This window comes from Deinococcus gobiensis I-0 (assembly GCF_000252445.1).
Taxonomy (GTDB): Bacteria; Deinococcota; Deinococci; order Deinococcales; family Deinococcaceae; genus Deinococcus; species Deinococcus gobiensis.
This window is the reverse complement of sequence record NC_017790.1, coordinates 2,452,756-2,472,935: the sequence shown is the minus strand read 5'-3', so window position 1 is coordinate 2,472,935 and position 20,180 is coordinate 2,452,756. Positions and strand designations below refer to the sequence as shown.

At 70.7% G+C, this 20,180-nt stretch carries 17 protein-coding genes; 7 read left to right on the top strand and 10 right to left on the bottom strand.

What is annotated here, in order from left to right:
* Positions 1-308: 308 nt before the first annotated feature.
* The 5 genes from DGO_RS11720 to pgeF form a co-directional block, all read right to left on the bottom strand.
* Positions 309-2,213 carry a CASTOR/POLLUX-related putative ion channel gene (locus DGO_RS11720; RefSeq protein WP_014685736.1) on the bottom strand — a complete coding sequence of 635 codons (1,905 nt, stop codon included), beginning with the start codon at positions 2,211-2,213 and terminating at the stop codon, positions 309-311.
* A gap of 653 nt (positions 2,214-2,866) precedes the next feature.
* Positions 2,867-4,102: a type IV pilus twitching motility protein PilT gene (locus DGO_RS11715; protein WP_043802203.1), complete on the bottom strand. Its 1,236-nt coding sequence runs from the start codon at positions 4,100-4,102 to the stop codon at positions 2,867-2,869.
* A gap of 125 nt (positions 4,103-4,227) precedes the next feature.
* A complete protein-coding gene (locus tag DGO_RS11710) occupies positions 4,228-6,891 on the bottom strand; it encodes a type II/IV secretion system protein (RefSeq protein ID WP_014685734.1) in 2,664 nt (887 codons plus the stop codon).
* 156 nt (positions 6,892-7,047) lie between these two features.
* Complete coding sequence (locus DGO_RS11705) at positions 7,048-7,560, bottom strand: YqeG family HAD IIIA-type phosphatase (protein WP_014685733.1); 513 nt, start codon at positions 7,558-7,560, stop codon at positions 7,048-7,050.
* Positions 7,557-8,300 carry a peptidoglycan editing factor PgeF gene (pgeF, locus tag DGO_RS11700; protein ID WP_043802202.1) on the bottom strand — a complete coding sequence of 248 codons (744 nt, stop codon included), beginning with the start codon at positions 8,298-8,300 and terminating at the stop codon, positions 7,557-7,559. Before pgeF ends, DGO_RS11705 begins: the two co-directional genes overlap by 4 nt.
* Positions 8,301-8,405: 105 nt before the next feature.
* On the opposite strand from pgeF, the gene DGO_RS11695 reads away from it, so the two are divergent.
* The 3 genes from DGO_RS11695 (at position 8,406) to DGO_RS11685 (ending at position 10,769) form a co-directional block, all read left to right on the top strand.
* Entirely contained in the window at positions 8,406-9,197 is a 792-nt protein-coding gene (locus DGO_RS11695; protein WP_014685731.1) for an enoyl-ACP reductase FabI, read from the top strand.
* A gap of 91 nt (positions 9,198-9,288) precedes the next feature.
* On the top strand, positions 9,289-9,702 hold the full coding sequence (locus DGO_RS11690; protein ID WP_043802199.1) for an isochorismatase family protein: 414 nt from the start codon (positions 9,289-9,291) through the stop codon (positions 9,700-9,702).
* A gap of 41 nt (positions 9,703-9,743) precedes the next feature.
* On the top strand, positions 9,744-10,769 hold the full coding sequence (locus DGO_RS11685; protein ID WP_014685729.1) for a M42 family metallopeptidase: 1,026 nt from the start codon (positions 9,744-9,746) through the stop codon (positions 10,767-10,769).
* Positions 10,770-10,837: 68 nt separating this feature from the next.
* Here DGO_RS11685 and DGO_RS11680 read toward each other — a convergent pair whose 3' ends face one another.
* The 3 genes from DGO_RS11680 to DGO_RS11670 form a co-directional block, all read right to left on the bottom strand.
* The gene (locus DGO_RS11680; RefSeq protein ID WP_043802197.1) at positions 10,838-12,436 is read right to left on the bottom strand and encodes a glycerol-3-phosphate dehydrogenase/oxidase; all 1,599 of its coding nucleotides are present in this window, start codon (positions 12,434-12,436) and stop codon (positions 10,838-10,840) included.
* 170 nt (positions 12,437-12,606) lie between these two features.
* On the bottom strand, positions 12,607-14,124 hold the full coding sequence (gene glpK / locus DGO_RS11675; protein WP_043802195.1) for a glycerol kinase GlpK: 1,518 nt from the start codon (positions 14,122-14,124) through the stop codon (positions 12,607-12,609).
* Between the two features lie 20 nt (positions 14,125-14,144).
* Complete coding sequence (locus DGO_RS11670; RefSeq protein ID WP_014685726.1) at positions 14,145-14,981, bottom strand: MIP/aquaporin family protein; 837 nt, start codon at positions 14,979-14,981, stop codon at positions 14,145-14,147.
* Between the two features lie 190 nt (positions 14,982-15,171).
* Here DGO_RS11670 and DGO_RS11665 point away from each other — a divergent pair, with 190 nt between their 5' ends.
* Positions 15,172-16,215 (top strand): sugar-binding transcriptional regulator, encoded by a 1,044-nt coding sequence (locus DGO_RS11665; protein ID WP_083847364.1) that lies wholly within the window; start codon positions 15,172-15,174, stop codon positions 16,213-16,215.
* 77 nt (positions 16,216-16,292) lie between these two features.
* Positions 16,293-16,499 carry a hypothetical protein gene (locus DGO_RS11660; RefSeq protein ID WP_043803766.1) on the top strand — a complete coding sequence of 69 codons (207 nt, stop codon included), beginning with the start codon at positions 16,293-16,295 and terminating at the stop codon, positions 16,497-16,499.
* A 62-nt stretch (positions 16,500-16,561) separates the two neighbouring features.
* Here DGO_RS11660 and DGO_RS23845 read toward each other — a convergent pair whose 3' ends face one another.
* Positions 16,562-16,732 carry a hypothetical protein gene (locus tag DGO_RS23845; RefSeq protein ID WP_014685723.1) on the bottom strand — a complete coding sequence of 57 codons (171 nt, stop codon included), beginning with the start codon at positions 16,730-16,732 and terminating at the stop codon, positions 16,562-16,564.
* Positions 16,733-16,795: 63 nt separating this feature from the next.
* Positions 16,796-18,031, bottom strand: coding sequence for a S8 family serine peptidase (locus DGO_RS11655; RefSeq protein ID WP_043802191.1), 1,236 nt, complete (start codon positions 18,029-18,031; stop codon positions 16,796-16,798).
* A 105-nt stretch (positions 18,032-18,136) separates the two neighbouring features.
* Here DGO_RS11655 and DGO_RS11650 point away from each other — a divergent pair, with 105 nt between their 5' ends.
* Together DGO_RS11650 and DGO_RS11645 are read left to right on the top strand one after the other, a co-directional pair.
* Positions 18,137-18,925: an SDR family NAD(P)-dependent oxidoreductase gene (locus tag DGO_RS11650; protein WP_014685721.1), complete on the top strand. Its 789-nt coding sequence runs from the start codon at positions 18,137-18,139 to the stop codon at positions 18,923-18,925.
* A 79-nt stretch (positions 18,926-19,004) separates the two neighbouring features.
* The gene (locus tag DGO_RS11645; RefSeq protein ID WP_014685720.1) at positions 19,005-20,135 is read left to right on the top strand and encodes an App1 family protein; all 1,131 of its coding nucleotides are present in this window, start codon (positions 19,005-19,007) and stop codon (positions 20,133-20,135) included.
* Positions 20,136-20,180 lie beyond the last annotated feature (45 nt).

The window sequence follows — 20,180 nt, the reverse complement described above, 5'->3', positions numbered from 1 at the left end:
GGTCTTGGTCGAACGGAAAGAGTGGAAGAGGCGATCCGGACGACCTGCACCCCACGGCTCAGGCTGGCGGAGGGTTTCCTGCCCTTTTACGACCCTGGGCAAGAATCGGAATATTCGAGAGCCTCCTGCACAGGGCAGGGTGGAACGCGCCGAGACCAAGTGCCCCCGGCCCATCTCGTTCCCCCGGCCCCAGGCTCTTCAGAAGAGGCGCAACGGCTGTCCGATTCTCCCGGTCAGTGCCGCCTGAAGCCCGTCCGAATGGCCCACGAGCAACAGGAGCTTCTGGTACGACGGTCGGCTGATCCAGCTCAGGCCTCCGCCAGCACGATGACACGGTCGTAAACCGACAACTCCAGCGTGGCGGATTTGACCGGGTTCAGATGGACGCCGTAGGACCGCCCAGGCAGATCGGCCTCCGCCTTGAGGCGATAACCGATGGCGACCTCGCCCCGTCGCCGCGCGGCCTCGAGAACGGTGTAGAAGGTGAGGGGCGTCCCCAGGGTCACGTACTCCCCGGCGGGCTTCAGGTAGATTTCCGAACCCTCGGCGCGGAAGAGCTCGTCGAAGACCGCCTTCAGGGCGGCGTTTTCGGCGATCTGCGAGATCAGCAGGCTCACCAGCCGGTCGGAGACGATGAAATCGTCCGCCTGGGTGACCTGCGCCAGCTCGCGGTTACGGACGTCGAGCATCTCCGAGACGATAGAGTAGTCCTGCTCGGCGCGGCTGGCCATGTCCCGCAGGTGCAGCAGCGTGACCAGGGTCCGGCCGTCCGCCTGCTGCACGTCGAGGCTGTCGGAAGAGGACAGGGTGATGATGTGGTCGTAGCTGCCGGGGCTGAGCTGGTCGAGCGTCCGGCGGTCGGTCGTATCGCCCAGGTGCGTTTGCAGGGACAGGTTCGTCAGCGAGTCCTGGAGGAGCGTCAGCGTCTCCAGCGCCGCCGGATCGTCGGTGACCACGCTCAGGGCCGAGTCCGGCATGACATACCGGTCAAGCTCGGCGATGACCGTCGGGGCCCGCTCGTTCCAGCCGAGGATAAGGGTACGCTCAGGCTGCTGCGCGCGGCGCACCGGAGCCTGGATCGCCGCCTCGTCGAAGGGGAACAGGCCTGCCTGGGCCCTGACCGTGTCGTCGTCGGCCGAAATGGCGATGACCCGGTCATCTGGCGCGATGACCGTCTCCATCGGCGGATTCAGGACGATGCGGCCATCCGCGAAGTGCAGGCCGATCAGGGCGGAGTCCGGGAACGCGAACAGGGCCTGACCGAAGGTCTGCCCTGCCACGGCGGTCGGGGGCGCGAAGTAGATCTCGTCGCCGCCGAAGTCCAGCAGGTCCATATACACGACCGACAGGCCGGACTGGCGACAGGTCTGCACCATGATGCGGGAGATCAGGTCGTCGACGAGCACCAGACTCGCCTCGTCGCGGCCCGCCAGACGGGCGGCCTCGACGTTCTGGGAATCGCGGATCTCGGCCACGATGTGGTAGGGCGCGGCGCGGCGTTTGGGGTTGTTCGTGATGGCGAGCAGCCCTTTGATGACGCTGGTGTCCGCCTTGTCGTCCTCGGGCGCCAGGATGATGATTGCGCGGGCGGCGTGCGGGTTGGCGATTTCCAGATCGGCCAGGTCGAGCGGACTGCCGGTGCGGCACACCACGCGGGTACGCCCGGTCGAACCCAGACGGGCCCGCAACTCGTCGTCCATTTCGACCTTGTCCTTCTCGGCGAGGATGACCACGCAGGGACGGCGCTGATTGGCATTTGCCGTCACGAGTTCGGACAGGATGGTGAACACGTGCGGCGACCAGCCCAGGATCAGGGTATGCCCCTCTTCGGCCACGAAGGAGCGGCCCTTGCGGAGTTCCTCCAGCCTCGCTTCAATACCGCTGGTCACGACGCCGATCAGCATGCTGACCAGGAAGATGCCGCCCAGGGTCATCACGAACATGGTCGCCAGGAACAGCGGCGTCCCCTGGTCGCTGCCGATGGCGCCGGAATCCAGGGCGCGCATCAGGTTCCACCACAGCAACCCGCCGAAGCCGATCGGCCGGTCGTCCGCCGCGAGCGGCACCTGCCGCGTGAGCTGGACGAACACCGACACGGCGACGATCATGAGGACGGAGAGCAGGAAGAGCCAGCCGATCATGGCGGCCGGGCCGCGGGACATGGTGTTGTCGAAGCGGTAGCGGAGGTGTTCACGCAGGGTCGCTTTTCTCATGGATGCAGTCCTTTGTTCAGCTCAGGCAGGGAGGGGGCTGCGGACAGGTGAACAGGCGAGGGAGCGCGGCGACCCGGATGACCGGACTGGGGTGTGACAGCCGCCCCGACACGCATGGCCGAGCACCCGGCACCCGGACAGGCGGGGTGCAGGAGCGACAGACCGTCAGGACAGAGCCGGAAGGCTTGAGAAAGGGTTCATGTGTTCTCAGAATACGCCCATTCTCTGACGAATTAATCTCAGCTCAGGTGCTGGAGCCGGCCCGGCCCTGCGGCGCACCGACCGAGGGCATGTGGAGTCAGAAGAAACCGCGCAGGTCAACCGTCTGGTGATCCAGATGGTCCCTCCGCAGTTTCGTAGACAGGCGTTTTGGGAACAGATCTGCGCGGGGGCCGATGCGCTCCATGTATCGGGAGATCGCTCGGCTCGCTCCGGCGTGTGGTGGCGTAGGCGCGGTAGACGGCCGTCGTTATGCGGAGGGTGAAGGTTGCCAGGACAGCGTCCAGCCGTCGGGGCGATTTGAGCTGGCCCGACCTGCCAGATGAGGCCGGCGAATTCTTTCTATCGTGCGTCGCTCAGCACTTCCGCAGGAAGGCTCTTCAGAAAAGTGGGGTGCTTTCTGCCGCCTCACCCCCCCTTCCCGGTCTTCCCGTCTACCGCCGCCCGAACGGCGGCTTGCTGTCGCCCGCCGGAACGGAGGTCTGGGTCAGGCCCCCCCGGCCCACGTCGCCGCGTCCCAGCCCCGCGCCCTGGGCGTAGCCGCCGCCCGCCGGGGCGCTGGGGGCCGGCGGCGCGTACTGGCCCGCTGCCCCGAGGTTGGCCGTGGCGTCGTTCGCCAGTCGGGCGTATTCCTTGGGGTCGATGGCGCGCTCCAGGCCCGCGTCGTAGCTGATGACGCGGCGGCGGTACAGGTTCGCCAGGAAGGCGTCCATGGTGACCATGCCCTCGCGCGAGCCGGTCTGCATGACGCTGGTGAGCTGGTAGGTCTTGCCCTCGCGGATCAGTGCCCGCACGGCCGGGTTGGCGATCAGCAGTTCGTAGGCGAGGGCGCGCCCCTGGCCGTCGAGGCGCGGCAGGAGCTGCTGGGTCATGACCGCCACGAGGTTGTTGGCGAGCTGCACGCGGATCTGCTCCTGCTGCTCCTCGGGGAACACGTCCACGATACGGTCGACCGATTCGGGGGCCGAGTTGGTGTGCAGCGTGCCCATCACGAGGTGCCCGGTTTCGGCGGCGGTCACGGCGGCCTTGATGGTCTCGTAGTCGCGCATTTCGCCCACCAGGATCACGTCGGGGGCCTGACGCAGCGCGGCGCGCAGGGCGTCGTTGAAGCTCAGGGTGTCGGCCCCCACCTCGCGCTGGTTGATGATGCTCTGTTTATGCGAGTGCATGAACTCGATGGGGTCTTCGATGGTCACGATGTGCAGCTTCTTGGTGCTGTTGATGTGGTCGATCATCGCCGCGAGCGTGGTGCTCTTGCCCGAGCCGGTGGGGCCGGTCACGAGGACCAGGCCGCGCGGCGCGCTGGCGATGTCCACCACCGACTGCGGCAGCCCCATGTCCTGCGCGCTGCGGATCTTGGTGGGAATGAGACGCATGACGCCGCCCACGTAGCCGCGCTGCATGAAGGTGTTCACGCGGAAACGGGCCTTCTCGCCCAGCGCGAACGAGAAGTCCAGCTCGCGGCGTTCCTCGAAGGTCCGCTGCTGGCGCTCGTTCATCATCGAGTACATCAGTTTGCGGGTGTCGGGGGGCGTCAGTTCCTCGAAGTTCTGGCTGCTGTAGACCCCGGAAATCTTGAACTGCGGGGGCATCCCGACCGTGAGGATCACGTCGGAGGCCCCGGTCTCGGCGGCGTGGCGCAGGATGTCGGTGATGTCGGCTGGGCTCATGGGCAACTCCGTTCAGGCGGGAAAGGGGGAAGGAGAGAGGGGGCTGGCGGAGACGTGGCCCCCGGGAACGGGACCTTTCCGCTCTCCGGTCTGTTCTGTGCTCCGGAGGTCGATCACGGTGGACTTCAGCTGGAGGTGACGGCCAGCACTTCTTCGAGGGTGGTCAGGCCTTGCAGCGCCTTCTCGATGCCGTCCTGACGTAGCGTCTTCATGCCGCTCTTTTCCATCGCCACGTCGCGGATCTCGGCCGAGGAACGCCCGGCCCCGATGGCGGCGCGCAGCGGCTCGTCCACGACCATCAGTTCGTGGATGCCCATGCGGCCCTTGTAGCCGGTGCCCCCGCAGCGAGGGCAGCCCGCCCCGCGCATGAGCTGGGCCCCGCGCAGGTCGCGCTCGGCGATGCCCAGGCGGCGCAGCACGTCGGGGTCGGCGTTGGTGGGGGCCTTGCACTCGGTGCAGACCCGGCGCACGAGGCGCTGCGCGAGCACCCCCGCCACGGCGGCCGAGATGTTGAAGGGCTCCACGCCCATCTCCTCCAGACGGGTCACCGCGCCGGGGGCGTCGTTGGTGTGCAGGGTCGCCAGCACGAGGTGGCCGGTGAGCGCCGCCTCGACCGCGATCTCGGCCGTCTCGGTGTCGCGGATTTCCCCCACGAAGATGATGTCAGGGTCCTGACGCAGGAAGGCGCGCAGGGCGCGGGCGAAGGTCATGCCGGCCGCGTTGTTCACCTGCGACTGGTTAATGCCCGGAATCTCGTACTCGACCGGGTCCTCGATGGTCGTGGTGTTCTTTTCGGGGCGCGCGATGCGCTTGAGGGTGGAAAAACTGGTGAAGGACTTGCCCGACCCTGTGGGTCCCGTCACCAGGAAGATGCCGTTGGGCTTCTCGATCACGTCCGAGTAGCGCTGGATGTTGTATTCGGAAAAGCCGAGCTGCTCGACCTCGGGGATGTTGCTGGCCTTCTGCAGCAGACGCATCACGGCCTTCTCGCCGTAGACGGTGGGCAGGGTCGAGAGGCGCAGGTCGATGTCGATGCTGCCCTTGCGGAAGCGCACGCGGCCGTCCTGCGGAATGCGGCGCTCGGCGATGTCGAGGTGCCCCATGATCTTGATGCGGGCCAGCAGGCTCTGGGCCGCGCCCTTGGGCAGCTCGGCCTGCTCGCGCAGTACGCCGTCGATGCGGTAGCGCACCCGCACGGAGGTCTCGGTCGGTTCGATGTGGATATCGCTGGCTTCCTGCAACGCCGCCTCGCGGATCAGGTTGTCCACGACCCGGACCACGGCGTTGTCGTCCAGGCCCGCCGAGAGGTCGAGGTCCACCGCCGTCTCGCGCTTGGCGCTCTCCTTGACGAGGCGCTGGTTGAGGTTCGCCATGTCCTGGTTGCCGAAATAGCGTTCGATCAGGCGGACGATGTCCTTCTCCGCCATCACGGCGGGCACGATCTCGCGGCCGGTGAGGAGCTTGAGGTCGTCGAGCGCGAACACGTTGCGCGGGTCCTTCATGGCGACGACGAGGCTGTCGCCCTGGATGCGCACCGGCACGACCACGTAGCGCCGCGCGGTGCTCTCGGGGATCATCAGCGCGACCTTGGCGTCGGGCGGGTTCTGGACCGGGTCGAGGAACTCGTAGCCGAGCTGCGCGGCCAGCGAGCGCGCCAGCATCTCGGGCGAGAGCTTGCCCGACTGCACCAGCGTGTCTTCCAGGCGGCCGCCGCCCACGTTCTGCTTTTGCAGCGCGCCGTCCACTTCCTCGGCCGTGGCGAACCCCAGGTCCAGGATCACCTCGCCCAGCGGCTTGACCTTGCTGTCGCGGGCCTGGACGTGCAGCGCCTCGCGCAGCTGCGCGCGGGACAGCGTGCCCTGCTGCACGAGCTGTTCGCCCAGGCGGCCGCGCTGCGGGTAGAACTCCTCGATGAGCCGCTCGATGTCGCGCGGCTGCGCCAGCATGAACTGCACGTTCTGGCCCACCAGCGCCGCGATGTCGGCGCGCTTGCGCAGGTCGCTGGTGATGACGGTCACGCCCTGCGCCGTCTCGTCGATGGGCACCGCCGAGAGCCGCAGCGCGTCGGCGCGCAGCATGCTGCCCAGCACGTCCTCGGTCGGCTGGAAACCGCGCGGTTCGGGCAGGAAGGGCACGCCCGCCTGCTCGGCGAGCTGCGTGTAGAGCTGGGCCTCGGTGATCAGGCCCTGCTCGATGAGCACGCCGCCCAGCGCGACGCCGGTCTGCTGCTGGATGTCGAGCGCCACCTGAAGCTGCGCGTCGTTGATCAGCCCGGCGGCAATGAGGCGCTGGCCGAGCTGGGCGCGCGTCCCGCCGGCCTCCTCGCTGGGTGCCTGGGCCTGAAGCCGCAGTTCGGGGTAGTGCGTGGCGAGGCACCACAGCACCTCCTCGCGCAGCGCCTGATACGGCTCGATGTTCAGGCCGCTGTCGTCCTCCAGCGCCTCGATGGCGAGGCTGGACAGCGGGTCCACCAGCGCCACCCGCAGCGTTCCGCCGTCGAGGGCGAAGGGAAAGGCCTGGACACTCATGGCGGTCTGCGGCTGCACCGCCCGCAGCGCCTCGGGCTCGGGGGTCACGGCCATGAGGTTCACGAGCGGGATGCCCAGCGCCTCCTCGATGGCCCGCGCGATGCGCTTCTCGGCCACCACACCCGAGTCGATCAGCACGTCGGCCAGGCGGCCCCCCACCTCGGCGTGCCGCGCCAGGGCCTTTTGCAGGTCCGTGTCGTTGACGTACCCCTGTTCGAGCAAGATGGCACCCAAGCGCCGGTCACCTATCGAAAGAGCCACAGTCCGTTCCTCCATGCACTGCCCGCCGCCGCGTGAGCGGCCCGGCAGGAAAATTCAGGGCTTGCCACGGCTCAGGCTAGCGGGAGGCTTGTCACAACTTGCTTTCGGCCGGTGGTGCGCGGGCCAGGCGGCGGCCGAGCGGTCCCGGCCCCCGGCCTACCTTCTTCGGCCCGGCTCCCAGTCGTGGCCGTAACGGCGCAGCACCAGCCGTTCCAGTCGGCGCGCGGCGCGGGTATGCGGCAGGGCATTGACCGCCAGCGGGCGCACCAGGATGGTGTGCATCCCCGCGAGGTTGCCGCCCAGCACGTCGGTGAACACCTGGTCGCCCACCATGCCGACCGCGTGCGGCGGCAGCGCCAGGGCGTCCAGCGCCTTGCGGAAGGCGCGCGGGTTGGGCTTGCCCGCCATGCCCACGCCCGCGAAGCCCAGACGCGAGATCCAGAAGCTCGCGCGCTTGCCGGTGGCGTTGCTCAGCAGGTACAACCCCACGCCCGCGCTGCGCAGCTCGCCCGCCCAGCGCACCATCTCGCCTTCCTCGGCGTAGCTGCCGTAGGGCACCAGGGTGTTGTCGAGGTCGAGGAGCAGGCCGTTCAGGCCACGCGCCGCCAGGAAATGCGGGGTGATCTGCGCGACGTGGTCAATGACGTCGCGAGGGCGAAAGAGGCTCATGCCTGCGCCTCCGGCCGGCCGATCACGGCCCACATCCGTCCCGTGACGCCTGCGTCGCGCCGGTACGAGTAGAAGTCGGCCTCGGTGCTGCACCGCCCCGACACCCACACGTCCCGGACGCCCGCTTCCCGCAGTACGGCGAGGTTGGCCCCCGCGAGGTCGAGGTGGGGCGGCCCGCCCTCCTCCAGCACGAAGTCGCCCAGGCCCGCTTCCCAGAACTGCCGGGCCACGTCCTCCCCGACCGCGTACTGCGCGCCGCAGATGCCGGGGCCGACCGCCGCGCGTACACGTTCCGGGCGCGCGCCCAGGGCGGTCATGGCCCGCACGGTCGCCGCCCCGATGCGGCCCAGTGTGCCCTTCCAGCCCGCGTGGGCCGCGCCGACGACGCCGGCCTCCTCGTCGGCCAGCAGCAGGGGGTAGCAGTCGGCCGTGCCGATGGCGAGCAGCACGCCCGGCCGGTCGCTGACCAGGGCGTCGCCGGTCCAGAGGCCGCCCGAGCGCGCGGTCACGACCTCGATGCCGTGGACCTGGTCGAGCCGCGCGACCTGCGTGGGCGAGAAGCCCAGGGCGGCGGCCAGCCGGGCCCGGTTCTCGGCCACGTCGCCGGGGTCGTCGGCGCGGTCGTCGAGGTTCAGGCCGCCGTAGGGACCGCGCGACACGCCGCCCGCGCGGGTGCTGAAGGCGTGCGCCGCCCCCAGGTTGGGCGCACGCAGCAGGGACAGGGCCAGGCCGCTCGTCATGGCGACAGCCTAGAGCATCGGGCCCGGCGCGCGGCCCTTCGCCCCGGCACGTCAACTTGCACCCGCTTCAGCGCCCCTCCCCCCCGCCGCGCTAGAGTCGGGGGTATGAGTGTGACGGTTGACCTTTCTTCCAAAACGGCCCTGGTGATGGGCGTGGCGAACGCGCGCAGCCTGGGCTGGGCCATCGCCGAACAACTGCTGGCCGCCGGCTGCCGCGTGGGCTTTTCGTACCAGGGCGAGCGGCTCAAGCCCGAGCTGGAAAAACTGACCGCCGGGCACGGCGGCACCTGGATTCAGCAGGCCGACGCCACGAACGAAGAAGAGATGGCCGCCCTGTTCGCCCGGGCCAAGGAGGAATTCGGCACGCTGGACATCCTGGTGCATTCCATCGCCTTCGCGCCGCGCGGGGCCATGGAAAACCGCTTCCTGGACACCTCGGCCGAGGACTGGAACACCGCCCTGAGCGTGAGCGCCTATACGCTGGTATCGGCGGCCCGCCACGCCGAGCCGCTGCTGCGCGACGGCGCGAGCATCGTGAGCCTGACCTACCACGCCTCGCAGCAGGTCGTGCCCAAGTACAACGTGATGGGTGTGGCGAAGGCGGCCCTGGAAGCCGCCACCCGTTACCTCGCCGCCGACTTCGGCCCGCGCGAGATCCGCGTGAATACCATCAGCGCCGGTCCCATGCGCACCATCGCCGCGCGCAGCATCCCCGGCTTCAGCGGCCTGTACGACAAGGGGGCGCGCAACGCCGCCTTCGGGCGTAACGCCACCTCCGAGGAGGTCGGCAAGCTGGCCCTGTTCCTGCTCTCCGACCTGGGCACAGGCGTCACCGGCCAGACCATGTACGTGGACGCCGGCCTGAGCATCATGACGGTGCGCGAGGGCCAGGAGTAGCCGGAGCAGGGCGCCGGCGCGGGACGCTGGCCGGGCACAGAGGCCCTCTTCCGTCCCCTGCGCCCTCCCGCTCTCCGCTATCATCCGCGCGATGTCATCCACGTCGCAGGCCCTGGTGCTGCTCAGCGCGCAGCGTTCCCAACTGGAGGGGCGCGCCGACGAGCGCGAACTGACCCTCGGCTGGAACCGGCAGGTGAGCCGTGCCCGCGAGGCCGGTCACCTGCTCGTTTTCGTGCAGTGGGACGGTGAGGCGGGCACAGACCACGCGACCTTCTCGCGCGCCTGGACGCTGTACCCCGATTTCCACGCCGAGGAGGGCGAGGTGCTGGTGCGCGCCGTGCACCCCGACGCCTTCGCCGGTACGGACCTGGACGCCGAGCTGCGCGCGCGCGGCGTGCGCGGGCTGGAGCTGCTCGGCCTGGACGAGGAAACGCTGGAACACACGGCCGCGCGCGCGCGCGATCTGGGCTACGCGGTCAGCGGCGCTCCGGCGGTGGTCGCGTGACCCGCGTCGCCGTGCCGACCCCGCTGGAATACACCCTCGACATGCTCGTGCGCCTGTTGGAGACACCCAGCCCCACCGGCTTCACCGAACAGGCGGTTGCGCTCGTCGCGGCCGAGCTGGAGGCGCTGGGCATCACCCCTGCCCGCACCCGCAAGGGCGCACTGACCTGGGAGGTGCCCGGCACGGGCGAAGGCCACGTGACCTTCAGCGGGCACATAGATACCCTGGGCGCGATGGTCAAGGCCATCAAGCCGAGCGGCCGGCTGCTGCTCTCGGCGCTGGGGGGCTACGACTGGGCCACCGTGGAGGGCGAGGACGTGCTCGTGCACACGCAGGAGGGGCGGGCCATCACCGGGACGGTCGTGAACGTGCGGCAGTCCACCCACGTCCACGGCCCGGCCCTGCGCGAGCTGCGGCGCGAGCCGTCGGTGATGGAGGTGCGCCTCGACGAGGACACCCGCAGCGCCTCCGAGACGCGCAACCTGGGCATCGGCGTGGGCGATTTCGTGAGCTTCGACGCCCGGCCGCGCGTGACGCCCGCCGGGTATATCAAGGCCCGGCACCTCGACAACAAGGCGGCGGTGGCGGTGTTCCTGGGGGTCACGCGCGAGCTGCTGGGCGCGCCGCCCGCGCGCACGGTCGCCTTTCACGTCACCACCTACGAGGAGGTCGGGCACGGCGCGGCGACGGGTATCCCCGCCCACACCGACGAACTCGTGGCGGTGGACATGGCGGCCGTGGGCGAGGGCCAGACGAGCAGCGAGCACCACGTCACCCTGTGCGTGGCCGATTCGGGCGGCCCCTACGACCACGCGCTGGGAAACCGCCTGCGCGCCGCCGCCCGCCGCGCCGGGCTGGAGCTGCGCATAGACCTATACCCCTACTACGCCAGCGACGGCACCGCCGCGTGGCGGGCGGGCGGCGACTACCCCGTGGCCCTCATCGGCCCCGGCGTGGACGCCAGCCACGCCTACGAGCGCACCCACACCGACGCCCTGGAGGCGACCGCCACCCTGATCCTCGCCCACGTGCGGGCAGGGGAGAGGAGCGGCGCGCCGGAGGCCTGAGGGCCGCGAGACAGCAGAAGGGGCGGTGGGGGGACAGGCCCCCCACCGCCCCTTCTGCCCATCCGGGCTCAGGCCAGCACGTAGCCGTCGGCGACCTGACGGTAGGCCTCGACCTGGGCGCGCTGCCACGCCTCGTCGTGGCCCAGTTCCTCGGCCAGCAGGGCGGCCACGCGCGGGGCGGCCTCGATGCTGGCGCGCGCGCCGATCAGCAGCGCCCGCAGGCGGCGCGAGAGCACGTCCTCGACGGTGCGGGCCTGCTCGGCGCGGGCGGCCCAGCGCACCTCGGCCTCGGTGTAGGGCAGCTCGGGGTGCAGCTGGCGGTCGGCGCCGGGCAGGGCCTGCACGCGCTCGGCGTCCGACCCGTACACGCGCCAGTGGTCGGCGCGGCGGGCCGTCTCCTCGGGGCTGCTCCAGCCGTGCAGCTTCAACCCCGGCGTCAGGGTCAGGCGCTCGGGCAGGCCGCCCAGCACGGCGGCGCGGTTCACGGCGTCCTCGCCCATGCGGCGGTAGGTCGTCCACTTGCCGCCCGTCAGGGTCAGCAGGCCCGAGTCCGAGATGCGGATGATGTGGTCGCGCGACAGCGCCGCCGTGCTGCCCGCGCCGTCGGTATTCTCGTTCTTCACCAGCGGGCGCAGGCCCACGTACACGCTGCGCACGTCCTCGCGCCTGGGGGCCGGGTCCATGTACTGCTCGGCGGTGCGCAGGATGAAGTCGATCTCCTCGGGCAGCGCGCGCGGTTCCAGGCTGGCGTCGGGGACCGGGGTGTCGGTCGTGCCGATGACCACATGGTCGTGCCAGGGCACGGCGAACAGCACCCGGCCGTCGTCGGTGCGCGGCACCATGATGGCGCTGTCACCCGGCAGGAACTTGCGGTCCACGACCACGTGCACGCCCTGGCTGGGCGAGAGCATGGGCTTGGCGCCGGGGGTGTCCATGCGGCGGATGTCGTCCACGAACACGCCCGTGGCGTTCACCACGCTGCGCGCCCGGACGGTGAGGGTCTGGCCGCTTTCCTCGTCGCGGAAGGTCACGCCCGCGACCTTGTCCTTGCCGTCCGGGCCCTTTTCCTTGACCAGGCCGGTCACGGGGGCGTAGTTCAGGGCCACGCCGCCGTGGTCTTCCAGGGTGCGCAGCAGCGTCACCGCGAGGCGCGAGTCGTCGAACTGGCCGTCGAAGTACAGCACGCCGCCCTTGAGGCCGGCCTTCTTGAAGGTCGGAATCTTCTTCAGGGCCTCGTCGCGGCCGATCAGGCGGCTGGGCTGGAGGTTGAGCCGGCCCGCGAGCGCGTCGTATACCTTCAGGCCGATGCCGTAGAAGGGCTGCGACCACCATTTGTAGGCGGCGATGACGAAGCCCAGGTCGTGGACCAGATGCGGCGCGTTCTTCTTGAGCAGCCCGCGCTCGTGCAGCGCCTCGCGCACCAGCGACACGTTGCCCTGGGCGAGGTAGCGCACGCCGCCGTGCACGAGCTTGGTGCTGCGGCTCGACGTGCCCTTGGCGTAGTCGTAGGCCTCGAGCAGCAGCGTCCTGTAGCCGCGCGTGGCGGCCTCGACGGCGGTGCCCAGGCCCGAGGCCCCGCCCCCGATCACCACGAGGTCCCAGGTATCCTGGGACGTGACGGCGCTCAGCGCGGCGGGGCGGGAATCGGCGGTCTGTCTGGGGGTCATGGCAGTACTCCTGTGGGAAAGAGCGGCGGGCATCCGGCCCGGCCTCGAAACACTTTGAACATATGTTCAAGCATTATGAACGGATGTTCAAGGGGGGCATGGTCGCCTTTTCTTAAGAGTCGCGCCCCCGCTCCCGGCGAGGGAAACGGGGGCGCGCCGGGGCGAGAGGTTCAGGCCCGCTGGTCTTCCTCGGCCCAGGCGCGCGAGCGCTCGACGGCCTGCTTCCAGCGGCGCATCAATCTTTCGCGCTCGGCGGCCTCCATCTGCGGCTCGAAACGGCGCTCTTCCTGCCACTGCCCGGCGATCTCGTCGGTGCTTTGCCAGTAGCCGACCGCCAGCCCGGCGAGGTAGGCCGCGCCCAGCGCAGTCGTCTCGGTCACCTTGGGCCGCACGACCGGCACGCCCAGGATGTCGGCCTGGAACTGCATCATCAGGTTGTTGTTGCTCGCGCCGCCGTCCACACGCAGCTCCTTGAGGGGCGAGCCGCTGTCCTTCTGCATGGCTTCGAGCAGCTCGGCCGACTGGAAGGCGATGGCCTCCAGGGCCGCGCGGGCGATGTGCGCGTGGGTGGTGCCGCGCGTCATGCCGACGATGGTGCCCCGGGCGTAGCTGTCCCAGTAGGGCGCGCCCAGGCCCACGAAGGCGGGCACGAGCATCACGCCGTCGGTGCTCTCGACGCTGCTCGCCAGCGCCTCGACCTCGCTGCTGCTGCGGATGAGCTTCAGGCCGTCGCGCAGCCACTGCACGACCGCGCCCGCCACGAACACGCTGCCTTCCAGGGCGTACTCCATGGGGCCGTCGCCCAGACGCCAGGCGATGGTGGTCAGCAGGCGGTTCTCGCTGGGCACGGCCTCCTTGCCGGTGTTCATGAGCATGAAGCAGCCGGTGCCGTAGGTGTTCTTCGCCATGCCCGGCTCCAGGCAGGCCTGCCCGAAGGTCGCGGCCTGCTGGTCGCCGGCGATCCCGGCGATCTTGACCTGCGCGCCCAGCAGGCCCTGGCTCGTCTCGCCGTAGACCTCGCTGCTGCTGCGGATTTCGGGGAGCATGCTGCGCGGCACGCCCAGGATCTCCAGCAGTTCGTCGTCCCACTCGCCGGTATGGATGTTGCACAGCAGGGTGCGGCTGGCATTGGTCACGTCGGTGATGTGGCACTCGCCGCCGGTCAGCTTGTAGACCAGCCAGGAATCCATCGTGCCGAAGGCCAGCTCGCCGCGCTCGGCCTTCTCGCGGGCGCCGGGCACGTTGTCGAGCAGCCACTTGACCTTGGTGCCCGAGAAGTAGGCGTCGAGCACCAGCCCGCTTTTCTGCTGGAACACCTCGGCCTTGCCCTGGGCACGCAGCTCGTCGCAATACCCGGCCGTGCGGCGGTCCTGCCACACGATGGCGTTGTGGATGGGCTGCCCGGTCGTGCGGTCCCAGACCAGGGTGGTCTCGCGCTGGTTGGTGATGCCGATGGCCGCCACGTCGCCCGCCCGGATGCCCGCGCCCGAGAGGGCTTCTTGCATCACGCCGCTCTGGGTGCTCCAGATTTCATTGGCGTCGTGCTCGACCCAGCCGGGTTTGGGGAAGATCTGGCGGAATTCCTTCTGGGCGACCGACTTGATGGCCCCGGCGTGGTCGAAGACGATGGCGCGGCTGCTGGTGGTGCCCTGGTCGAGGGCGAGGATGTACTGGTTCTGGTTCGTCATATCCGGGAGTCTCCGTTCGCTTAGCGCTTGAGGTTGAATTCGGGGTCTACGCCCTGCTGGTCGGTCAGCTGACGGGCACTCTCGTCGGCGCGGGTCAGGGAGCGGCCGATCAGCGCGTCGTAGATCAGGGCGCCCACGACGCCGCCGACGAGCGGCCCGACCACCGGCACGATCCAGACGCCGTTCTCGAAGCCGGTGTTCTTGAAGCCGGCCACCAGCGCGAACAGGCGCGGCGCGAGGTCACGCGCGGGGTTGATGGCGTAGCCGTGCATGGCGCCGAAGCTCATGCCGATGGCCATGACCACGAAGGCCACCGCCAGCGGCCCCCAGCTCGCCGCGACCGGGTTGTTCAGCTTGTCGCCGATGGCGAGGATCAGGGCGACGAGCAGCGCCGTGCCCACGATCTGGTCCACCATGCCGGGCCAGAAGGTGCCGGCGATGGCCGGGAAGGTCGAGAAGACGCCGGTCGTGCTCTCCAGGCCCGGGTCGAACTGAATCCATTTGGCGTAGTACACCGCGAACACGATGGCCGCGCCCAGGAACGCGCCGATCATCTGTCCGGCGACGTAGTGGGCGACCTTGCTCCAGGGAAAGCGCTTGGTGACGGCGAGCGCCAGCGTGACCGCCGGGTTCAGGTGCGCCCCGCTGATGCCGCCCGAGATCAGGATGCCCATGAGGACCGCGAAGCCCCAGCCCAGGGTGATGTTGGTGTAACCGCCGTTGACGATCTGCCCCGGTATGACGGGGTTGGTGCTGGCGAACAGCACGACCATCGCCACCACCCCGCATCCGAAGAGGATCAGCACCATCGTGCCGATCAGTTCTGCCACGAACTCCTGCGCCGCCGTGAATTTCATACGACCTCCCCCTGCCCCCGGCCCCTCTTGCCGGTCGGCGCTGTCCGCTGCCGGACAGAAAAAAAATGTGGTTGAGAGTACGTTGCCACGCCGCTGAACATCTGTCAAGAGTGGCTGAACAGTTGTGCAGTGTCGTGGGCTTCCTGCCGGGTGGCCTGTCTCCGCCCCCGGCGCTCTTATGCTGTGCGTCATGTCCGACGCTTCGCCCCTGTCCTCGCCTCTGCCGGACGCCGCCGATCCCAACGTGGTGCAGGCCGTGCAGGTGGCGCGGCTGTATTACCAGCAGGGCCTGACCACCGACGCCATCGCCCGCGAACTGGGCGTCTCGCGCCCGCGCGTCTCGCGCCTGCTCACCCTGGCGCGGCGCACCGGCCTGGTCGAGATCCGCATCCACGATCCGCAGGCCCACCCCCAGCACCTGGAGGCCGGATTGCGGGCGCGCTGGCCGGGCCTGCAGCCCCATGTGGTCAGCCTGCCGGCCGGCAGTCCGGGGCACGGCAGCCCGCAGGCCACCCGGATGGAACGGGTCGCGCAGGCGGCGGCGCACTGGCTGGGCGGGCACCTGCGCCCGCGCATGACGGTGGGGCTGGCCTGGGGCAACACCCTGGACGCCGTGAGCCGGGCCCTGACCCCGCGCGCCCTGCCCGAGACGCAGTTCGTGCAGCTCAACGGCAGTGCCAGCGCCCTGGATTTCAGCAGCGGGTTCGTCGCCGACACCTTCTCGCGCTTCGCGCACGCCTGCGGGGGGCGGTCGTACCTCTTTCCGGTGCCGACCTTCTTCGACGACCCCGGGACCCGCCGGGCCATGTGGCGCGAGCGCAGCGTGGGGCACGTGCTGGAGTTGCAGCGCGCCGCCGAAGTGCTCATGTTCAGCGTAGGCAGCTTCAGCGCGTCGACGCCCAGCCACGTGCATGTGGCGGGGTACCTCGACGCCGAGGACCTCGCGGGCCTGGAGCGTCAGGGGGCGGTGGGCGACATCGCCACCGTGTTCTACCGCGCCGACGGCCGCGCCTCGGGCATCGACCTGAACGCCCGCAGCAGTGGCCCCGAGCTTTCCTGGGTGCGCGATCACCCGCAGACGGTCTGCGTGGTGGCCGACCCCGGCAAGGCGCTGGCCCTGCGGTCGGCGCTGTGCGGCGGCCTGATCCGGACCCTGATCGTGGACGAGACGACCGCCCGCGCGGTCCTGGAAGACCCCGAAGCGGGGCCGGAAGGCGCGGCGGACCACACCTGAAGACGCCTTTAGGCCGCTGTCAGCCCGCCTAGGCAAAAGGCGGGCACACTGGGCGCACCCATCAAGGAGGTATGCCCATGACCGGACCCTACGACAGCCCCCCGGCCCCGGCGAGCGAGCCGACCGACACCCCCTCGCCCATGCCCGAGCAGATGCCCGGACGCGAAGATACCGGCCCCATCATGGACCCGCCGTCCAACCCGGACACCCCCGGCATGCCCGACCCGCTGCCGACCGAGAACCCGGACACGCCGGGCATGCCCAGCCCCATGCCCGCCATGTAGACGGGCCTGCCGGGGCGGCCACCGGACTTTTCCTCTATACGGAGTCCGGTGGCCGCCCCGCTCTATTTGCCCTGCCGGGTGAGCCGCCAGAGGGTCACGCCGTTGGCGATCAGCAGGGCCAGGCACATCAGGGCCAGGACCGGATCGCCCTTCTGGACGAAACGGATGCCCAGGATGCCCCAGCCGCACATCAGCGCCGTGATGAGCCAGATGCGCCAGGCAGGCGCGTTCAAGAGAGGATCCTCATGGGTCCAGGCTAACGGGCCGGGAGCGGTCAGGCGTCCCGGCTCCGTGCCTCAGCGGCCAGTGCGGTTGCCGGCGGGCAGGGCCAGCGCCGCACGCAGCGCCGCCTCGGCGTTCAGGGTGCCGCTGCCGCAGCTCTTGAGGGCATCGGGGTCGCAGCGCCCGCCGGCAAAGGGCGTGGCCGTGCGGGTCAGCAGGTCGCGCAGCGCGGCCGGGGTCAGGCCAGGGCGCACGGCGAGCAGCAGCGCTGCCACCCCCGAGGCGTGCGGCGCGGCGAAGCTCGTGCCGTTGGGCTCGCGCACGCCGCCGGGGCCACTGACGCTGCTCACGACCACCCCGTGTCCGGGCTCGCCGCCGGGCGCGGCCAGGGCCACGCTGCGCCCCCAGTTGGCGTAGGCAGGGCGGGTGCCGGCCTCGGTGGCGCTGGTGACGGTCAGGACATTGCGGCAGCCGGCCGGCGAGTAGCCCCGGCTGTCGGCTCCGTCGTTGGCCGCCCCGGCGACGACCAGGGCTCCGCGCGCCGTCACGGCGTCGACCGCCGCCTGCACGCGGGCGTCGCAGCCGGTGAGTGGCACGAAGTCGGCGTACAGGCTGAGGTTCAGGATGCGGGCGGGGGCGGGGTTGGCCGGTACGCCCGCCACCGGCAGTCCGGCGGCCCAGCGCAGGGCGTCGGCGAGGTCCTGCGGGGCGATCATGCCGTCGGTGCCCGCCACGCGCACGGCCAGCACGCGGGCCTGTGGGTCCAGGCCCGCCATGCCCCGCCCGTCGTGCGCCGCCGCGACGATCCCGGCGATCACCTCGCCGTGGTAGGCGTAGGCCCCCAGCGCCGCCGGGTCGCGGTCGCGGCCGTCGCCGTCACCCGAGCGGGCCGGGTCCGACACGAAGTCGTAGCCCGGCACGAGGCGGGCCCCCAGCTCGGCCGAGGGCACGTAGCCGGTGTCCAGCACCGCCACCGTGACTGGCGCCAGTGTCTGGCCCCGCAGCAGCGCCCACGCCCCGCCCGCGCGGATGGCCCGCAGGTTCCACTGCCGCGCGTACAGTGGGTCGGTCGGTGTGGCGACGAAGCCTGCGGGCAGTGCCGGGGACGCCGGCGTGGCGGCCGGGACGGGCGTCAGGGTAGAGGTGGGCGTCAGCGCGGGCAGGGTCGCTGGGCGCGGGGGCAGGGGAGACAGCTCGGGCAGGGCCGGGGCCACGGGTGTGGCCGGGACGGTCTGGGCGACTGGGCGCGCGCCGGCCGACAGCAGGCCAGCCAGCAGGAGCAGCCCCAGGCGGCGGGAGAAGGCGGACATGCCCGCAGTCTCGCGCCCCAGCCTGATGCGCGGCTGAGGACGGCCGCAGGAGGCCCCGGCCGGCGCGGGGCCGGTCCTGGGGGGCCCGACCGGGTAGCATCGGGCATGACAGCTGAACAAGGCACGGGCAGGGGACGGCCGGTCGTGGTCCTGACCGGGGCGTCGAGCGGGATCGGGCGCGCGACGGCCCACGAACTCGCCGCGCACGGCTACGCGCTCGTGCTCGCGGCGCGGCGCGAAGGCGAGCTGGCCGCTCTGGCCCGCGAACTCGACCCCAGCGGCGCGCGGGTGCTGGCAGTGCCCACCGACGTGACCGACGCCGCCTCGCGCCGCGCCCTGGTGGCGGCGGCCCACGCGCAGTTCGGGCGCATCGACATCCTGATCAACAACGCGGGCGTGACCATCGAGCGCGGCTGGTGGTGGGACGATCCCGATCCGCTGCGGGTGCTGCGCGTGAATCTGGAGTCGCCCGTCGAGATGACGCGGCTGGTGCTGCCCGAGATGCGCGCGCGGGGCTCGGGCCACGTCGTGAACATCGGGTCGGTGGCGGGCCGGGTGGCGACCCAGGGCCTGTACAGCGCGAGCAAGTTCGGGCTGCGGGGGTTTTCGCTGGCGCTGCGCCGCGAGCTGCTGGGCAGTGGGGTCGAGGTCAGCCTGGTCGCGCCGGGCTTCGTGAAAAGCGAGATGACGGCGGGCGCCCGGCTGCCCATGCCGGGGCCGGAGGTGGTCGCCCGGGCGGTCGCCGGGGTGCTGCTGCGCCCCCGGCGCGAGGTCGTCGTGCCGCGCATCTACCGTCTGCTCGCGCTGCTGGACGCCCTGTGGCCGGGGCTGGGGGACGTGCTGGTGCGCCGCGTGGTCATCGCCCGGCGCTACGGGCATTCGGCGCGGCCCTGACCCGAGGGCCGCGCCGGTCCCGGCAAGCCTAAGTGAAGCCTGAGCGGCTCCGGGGGGAGGCGGTGTTTACACTGTGCGGGTGAATCCGGCCAAGACGCTGTTCAAGCTGCTGCTTCCTGTCCTCGAGCGGGCCGTGCTCGCCGCCGACCGGGGCATCAGCCGCGTTCTGCAGCCGCGCCGCCGCCGGGGGCAGCTGCTGCTTCAGCCCTACGTGGGCTGGGGCACCCCGCACACCGTCGAGCTGACCGGCCGCGTGCTGCTGCCCCGGACCCTCAAGCCCCCCCGCAAGGCCGACCCGCGCTGGCGCAACTTCGGCAACATCCTGCGGCGCATGTTCTCGCGCGAGGTCAGCGGGGTGGAGGTCGTGGGGCGGCTGGGCGACGCCCTGGCACGGGCGGTCAGCGACTCCGACGGGTATTTCACCCTGACCTTCCGTCCGGCCGAGCCGCTGGCGGGCGGCTGGCACGAGGTCGCCCTGAGTGTCGAGGGCCGTGAGCTGGCGGCGCTGGGGCGCGCGCAGGTGGTCGAGCAGGCGCGCTTCGGCATCATCAGCGACCTCGACGACACGGTCCTGCAGTCGGACGTGACCAGCCTGCCGCGCATGCTCATGACCGTGCTCACCGGCAACGCCCGTACCCGCGCGCCCTTTCCCGGCGTCGGTGCCCTGTACCGCGCCCTGACCCGCGAGGGCGCGGGCCGCAACCCGATCTTCTACGTGTCGAGCAGCCCGTGGAACTTCTTCGACCTGCTGTGGCAGTTTCTGGACTACCGGCGTATTCCGCTGGGGCCGCTCTTCCTGCGCAACTGGGGCGTGGACCTGCTGGGCGGGCACGGCAGCTACAAGCACGAGATCATCGAGCGGCTGTTCAAGCGTTACCCGGACCTGAAGTTCGTGCTGGTGGGCGACAGCGGCGAGCAGGACCCGGTCATCTATTCGGAGGTCGTGCAGCGCCATCCGGGGCGGGTGCTGGCCGTGTACATCCGCGACGTGAGCGACGCGGGCACCGACGCCGCCGTCATGCAGCTGCGCGAGCAGGTGCGCGGGGCCGGGGTGGACCTCGTGCTGGCGGCCGACAGCCTGAACGCCGCGAGCCACGCCATGGCGATGGGCCTCATCACGCCCGGCGAGTACCGCAGCGTCCTGACGAGCGTGACCCGGACGCCCGCCGCCCCGGCCGCTCACCGGCCTTCTACCCGGCGCGCGACCTGAAGAAACGGCGAAGGTCGGCTCTTGCCCGGACGCGCCGGGCTGCCT

Coding starts and splice junctions, on each gene's coding strand:
- DGO_RS11720 (WP_014685736.1), bottom strand. CDS start 2,213: ATGAGAAAAGCGACCCTGCGTGAACACCTCCGCTACCGCTTCGACAAC.
- DGO_RS11715 (WP_043802203.1), bottom strand. CDS start 4,102: ATGAGCCCAGCCGACATCACCGACATCCTGCGCCACGCCGCCGAGACC.
- DGO_RS11705 (WP_014685733.1), bottom strand. CDS start 7,560: ATGAGCCTCTTTCGCCCTCGCGACGTCATTGACCACGTCGCGCAGATC.
- pgeF (WP_043802202.1), bottom strand. CDS start 8,300: ATGACGAGCGGCCTGGCCCTGTCCCTGCTGCGTGCGCCCAACCTGGGG.
- DGO_RS11695 (WP_014685731.1), top strand. CDS start 8,406: ATGAGTGTGACGGTTGACCTTTCTTCCAAAACGGCCCTGGTGATGGGC.
- DGO_RS11690 (WP_043802199.1), top strand. CDS start 9,289: ATGTCATCCACGTCGCAGGCCCTGGTGCTGCTCAGCGCGCAGCGTTCC.
- DGO_RS11685 (WP_014685729.1), top strand. CDS start 9,744: ATGCTCGTGCGCCTGTTGGAGACACCCAGCCCCACCGGCTTCACCGAA.
- DGO_RS11680 (WP_043802197.1), bottom strand. CDS start 12,436: ATGACCCCCAGACAGACCGCCGATTCCCGCCCCGCCGCGCTGAGCGCC.
- glpK (WP_043802195.1), bottom strand. CDS start 14,124: ATGACGAACCAGAACCAGTACATCCTCGCCCTCGACCAGGGCACCACC.
- DGO_RS11670 (WP_014685726.1), bottom strand. CDS start 14,981: ATGAAATTCACGGCGGCGCAGGAGTTCGTGGCAGAACTGATCGGCACG.
- DGO_RS11665 (WP_083847364.1), top strand. CDS start 15,172: ATGTCCGACGCTTCGCCCCTGTCCTCGCCTCTGCCGGACGCCGCCGAT.
- DGO_RS11660 (WP_043803766.1), top strand. CDS start 16,293: ATGACCGGACCCTACGACAGCCCCCCGGCCCCGGCGAGCGAGCCGACC.
- DGO_RS11655 (WP_043802191.1), bottom strand. CDS start 18,031: ATGTCCGCCTTCTCCCGCCGCCTGGGGCTGCTCCTGCTGGCTGGCCTG.
- DGO_RS11650 (WP_014685721.1), top strand. CDS start 18,137: ATGACAGCTGAACAAGGCACGGGCAGGGGACGGCCGGTCGTGGTCCTG.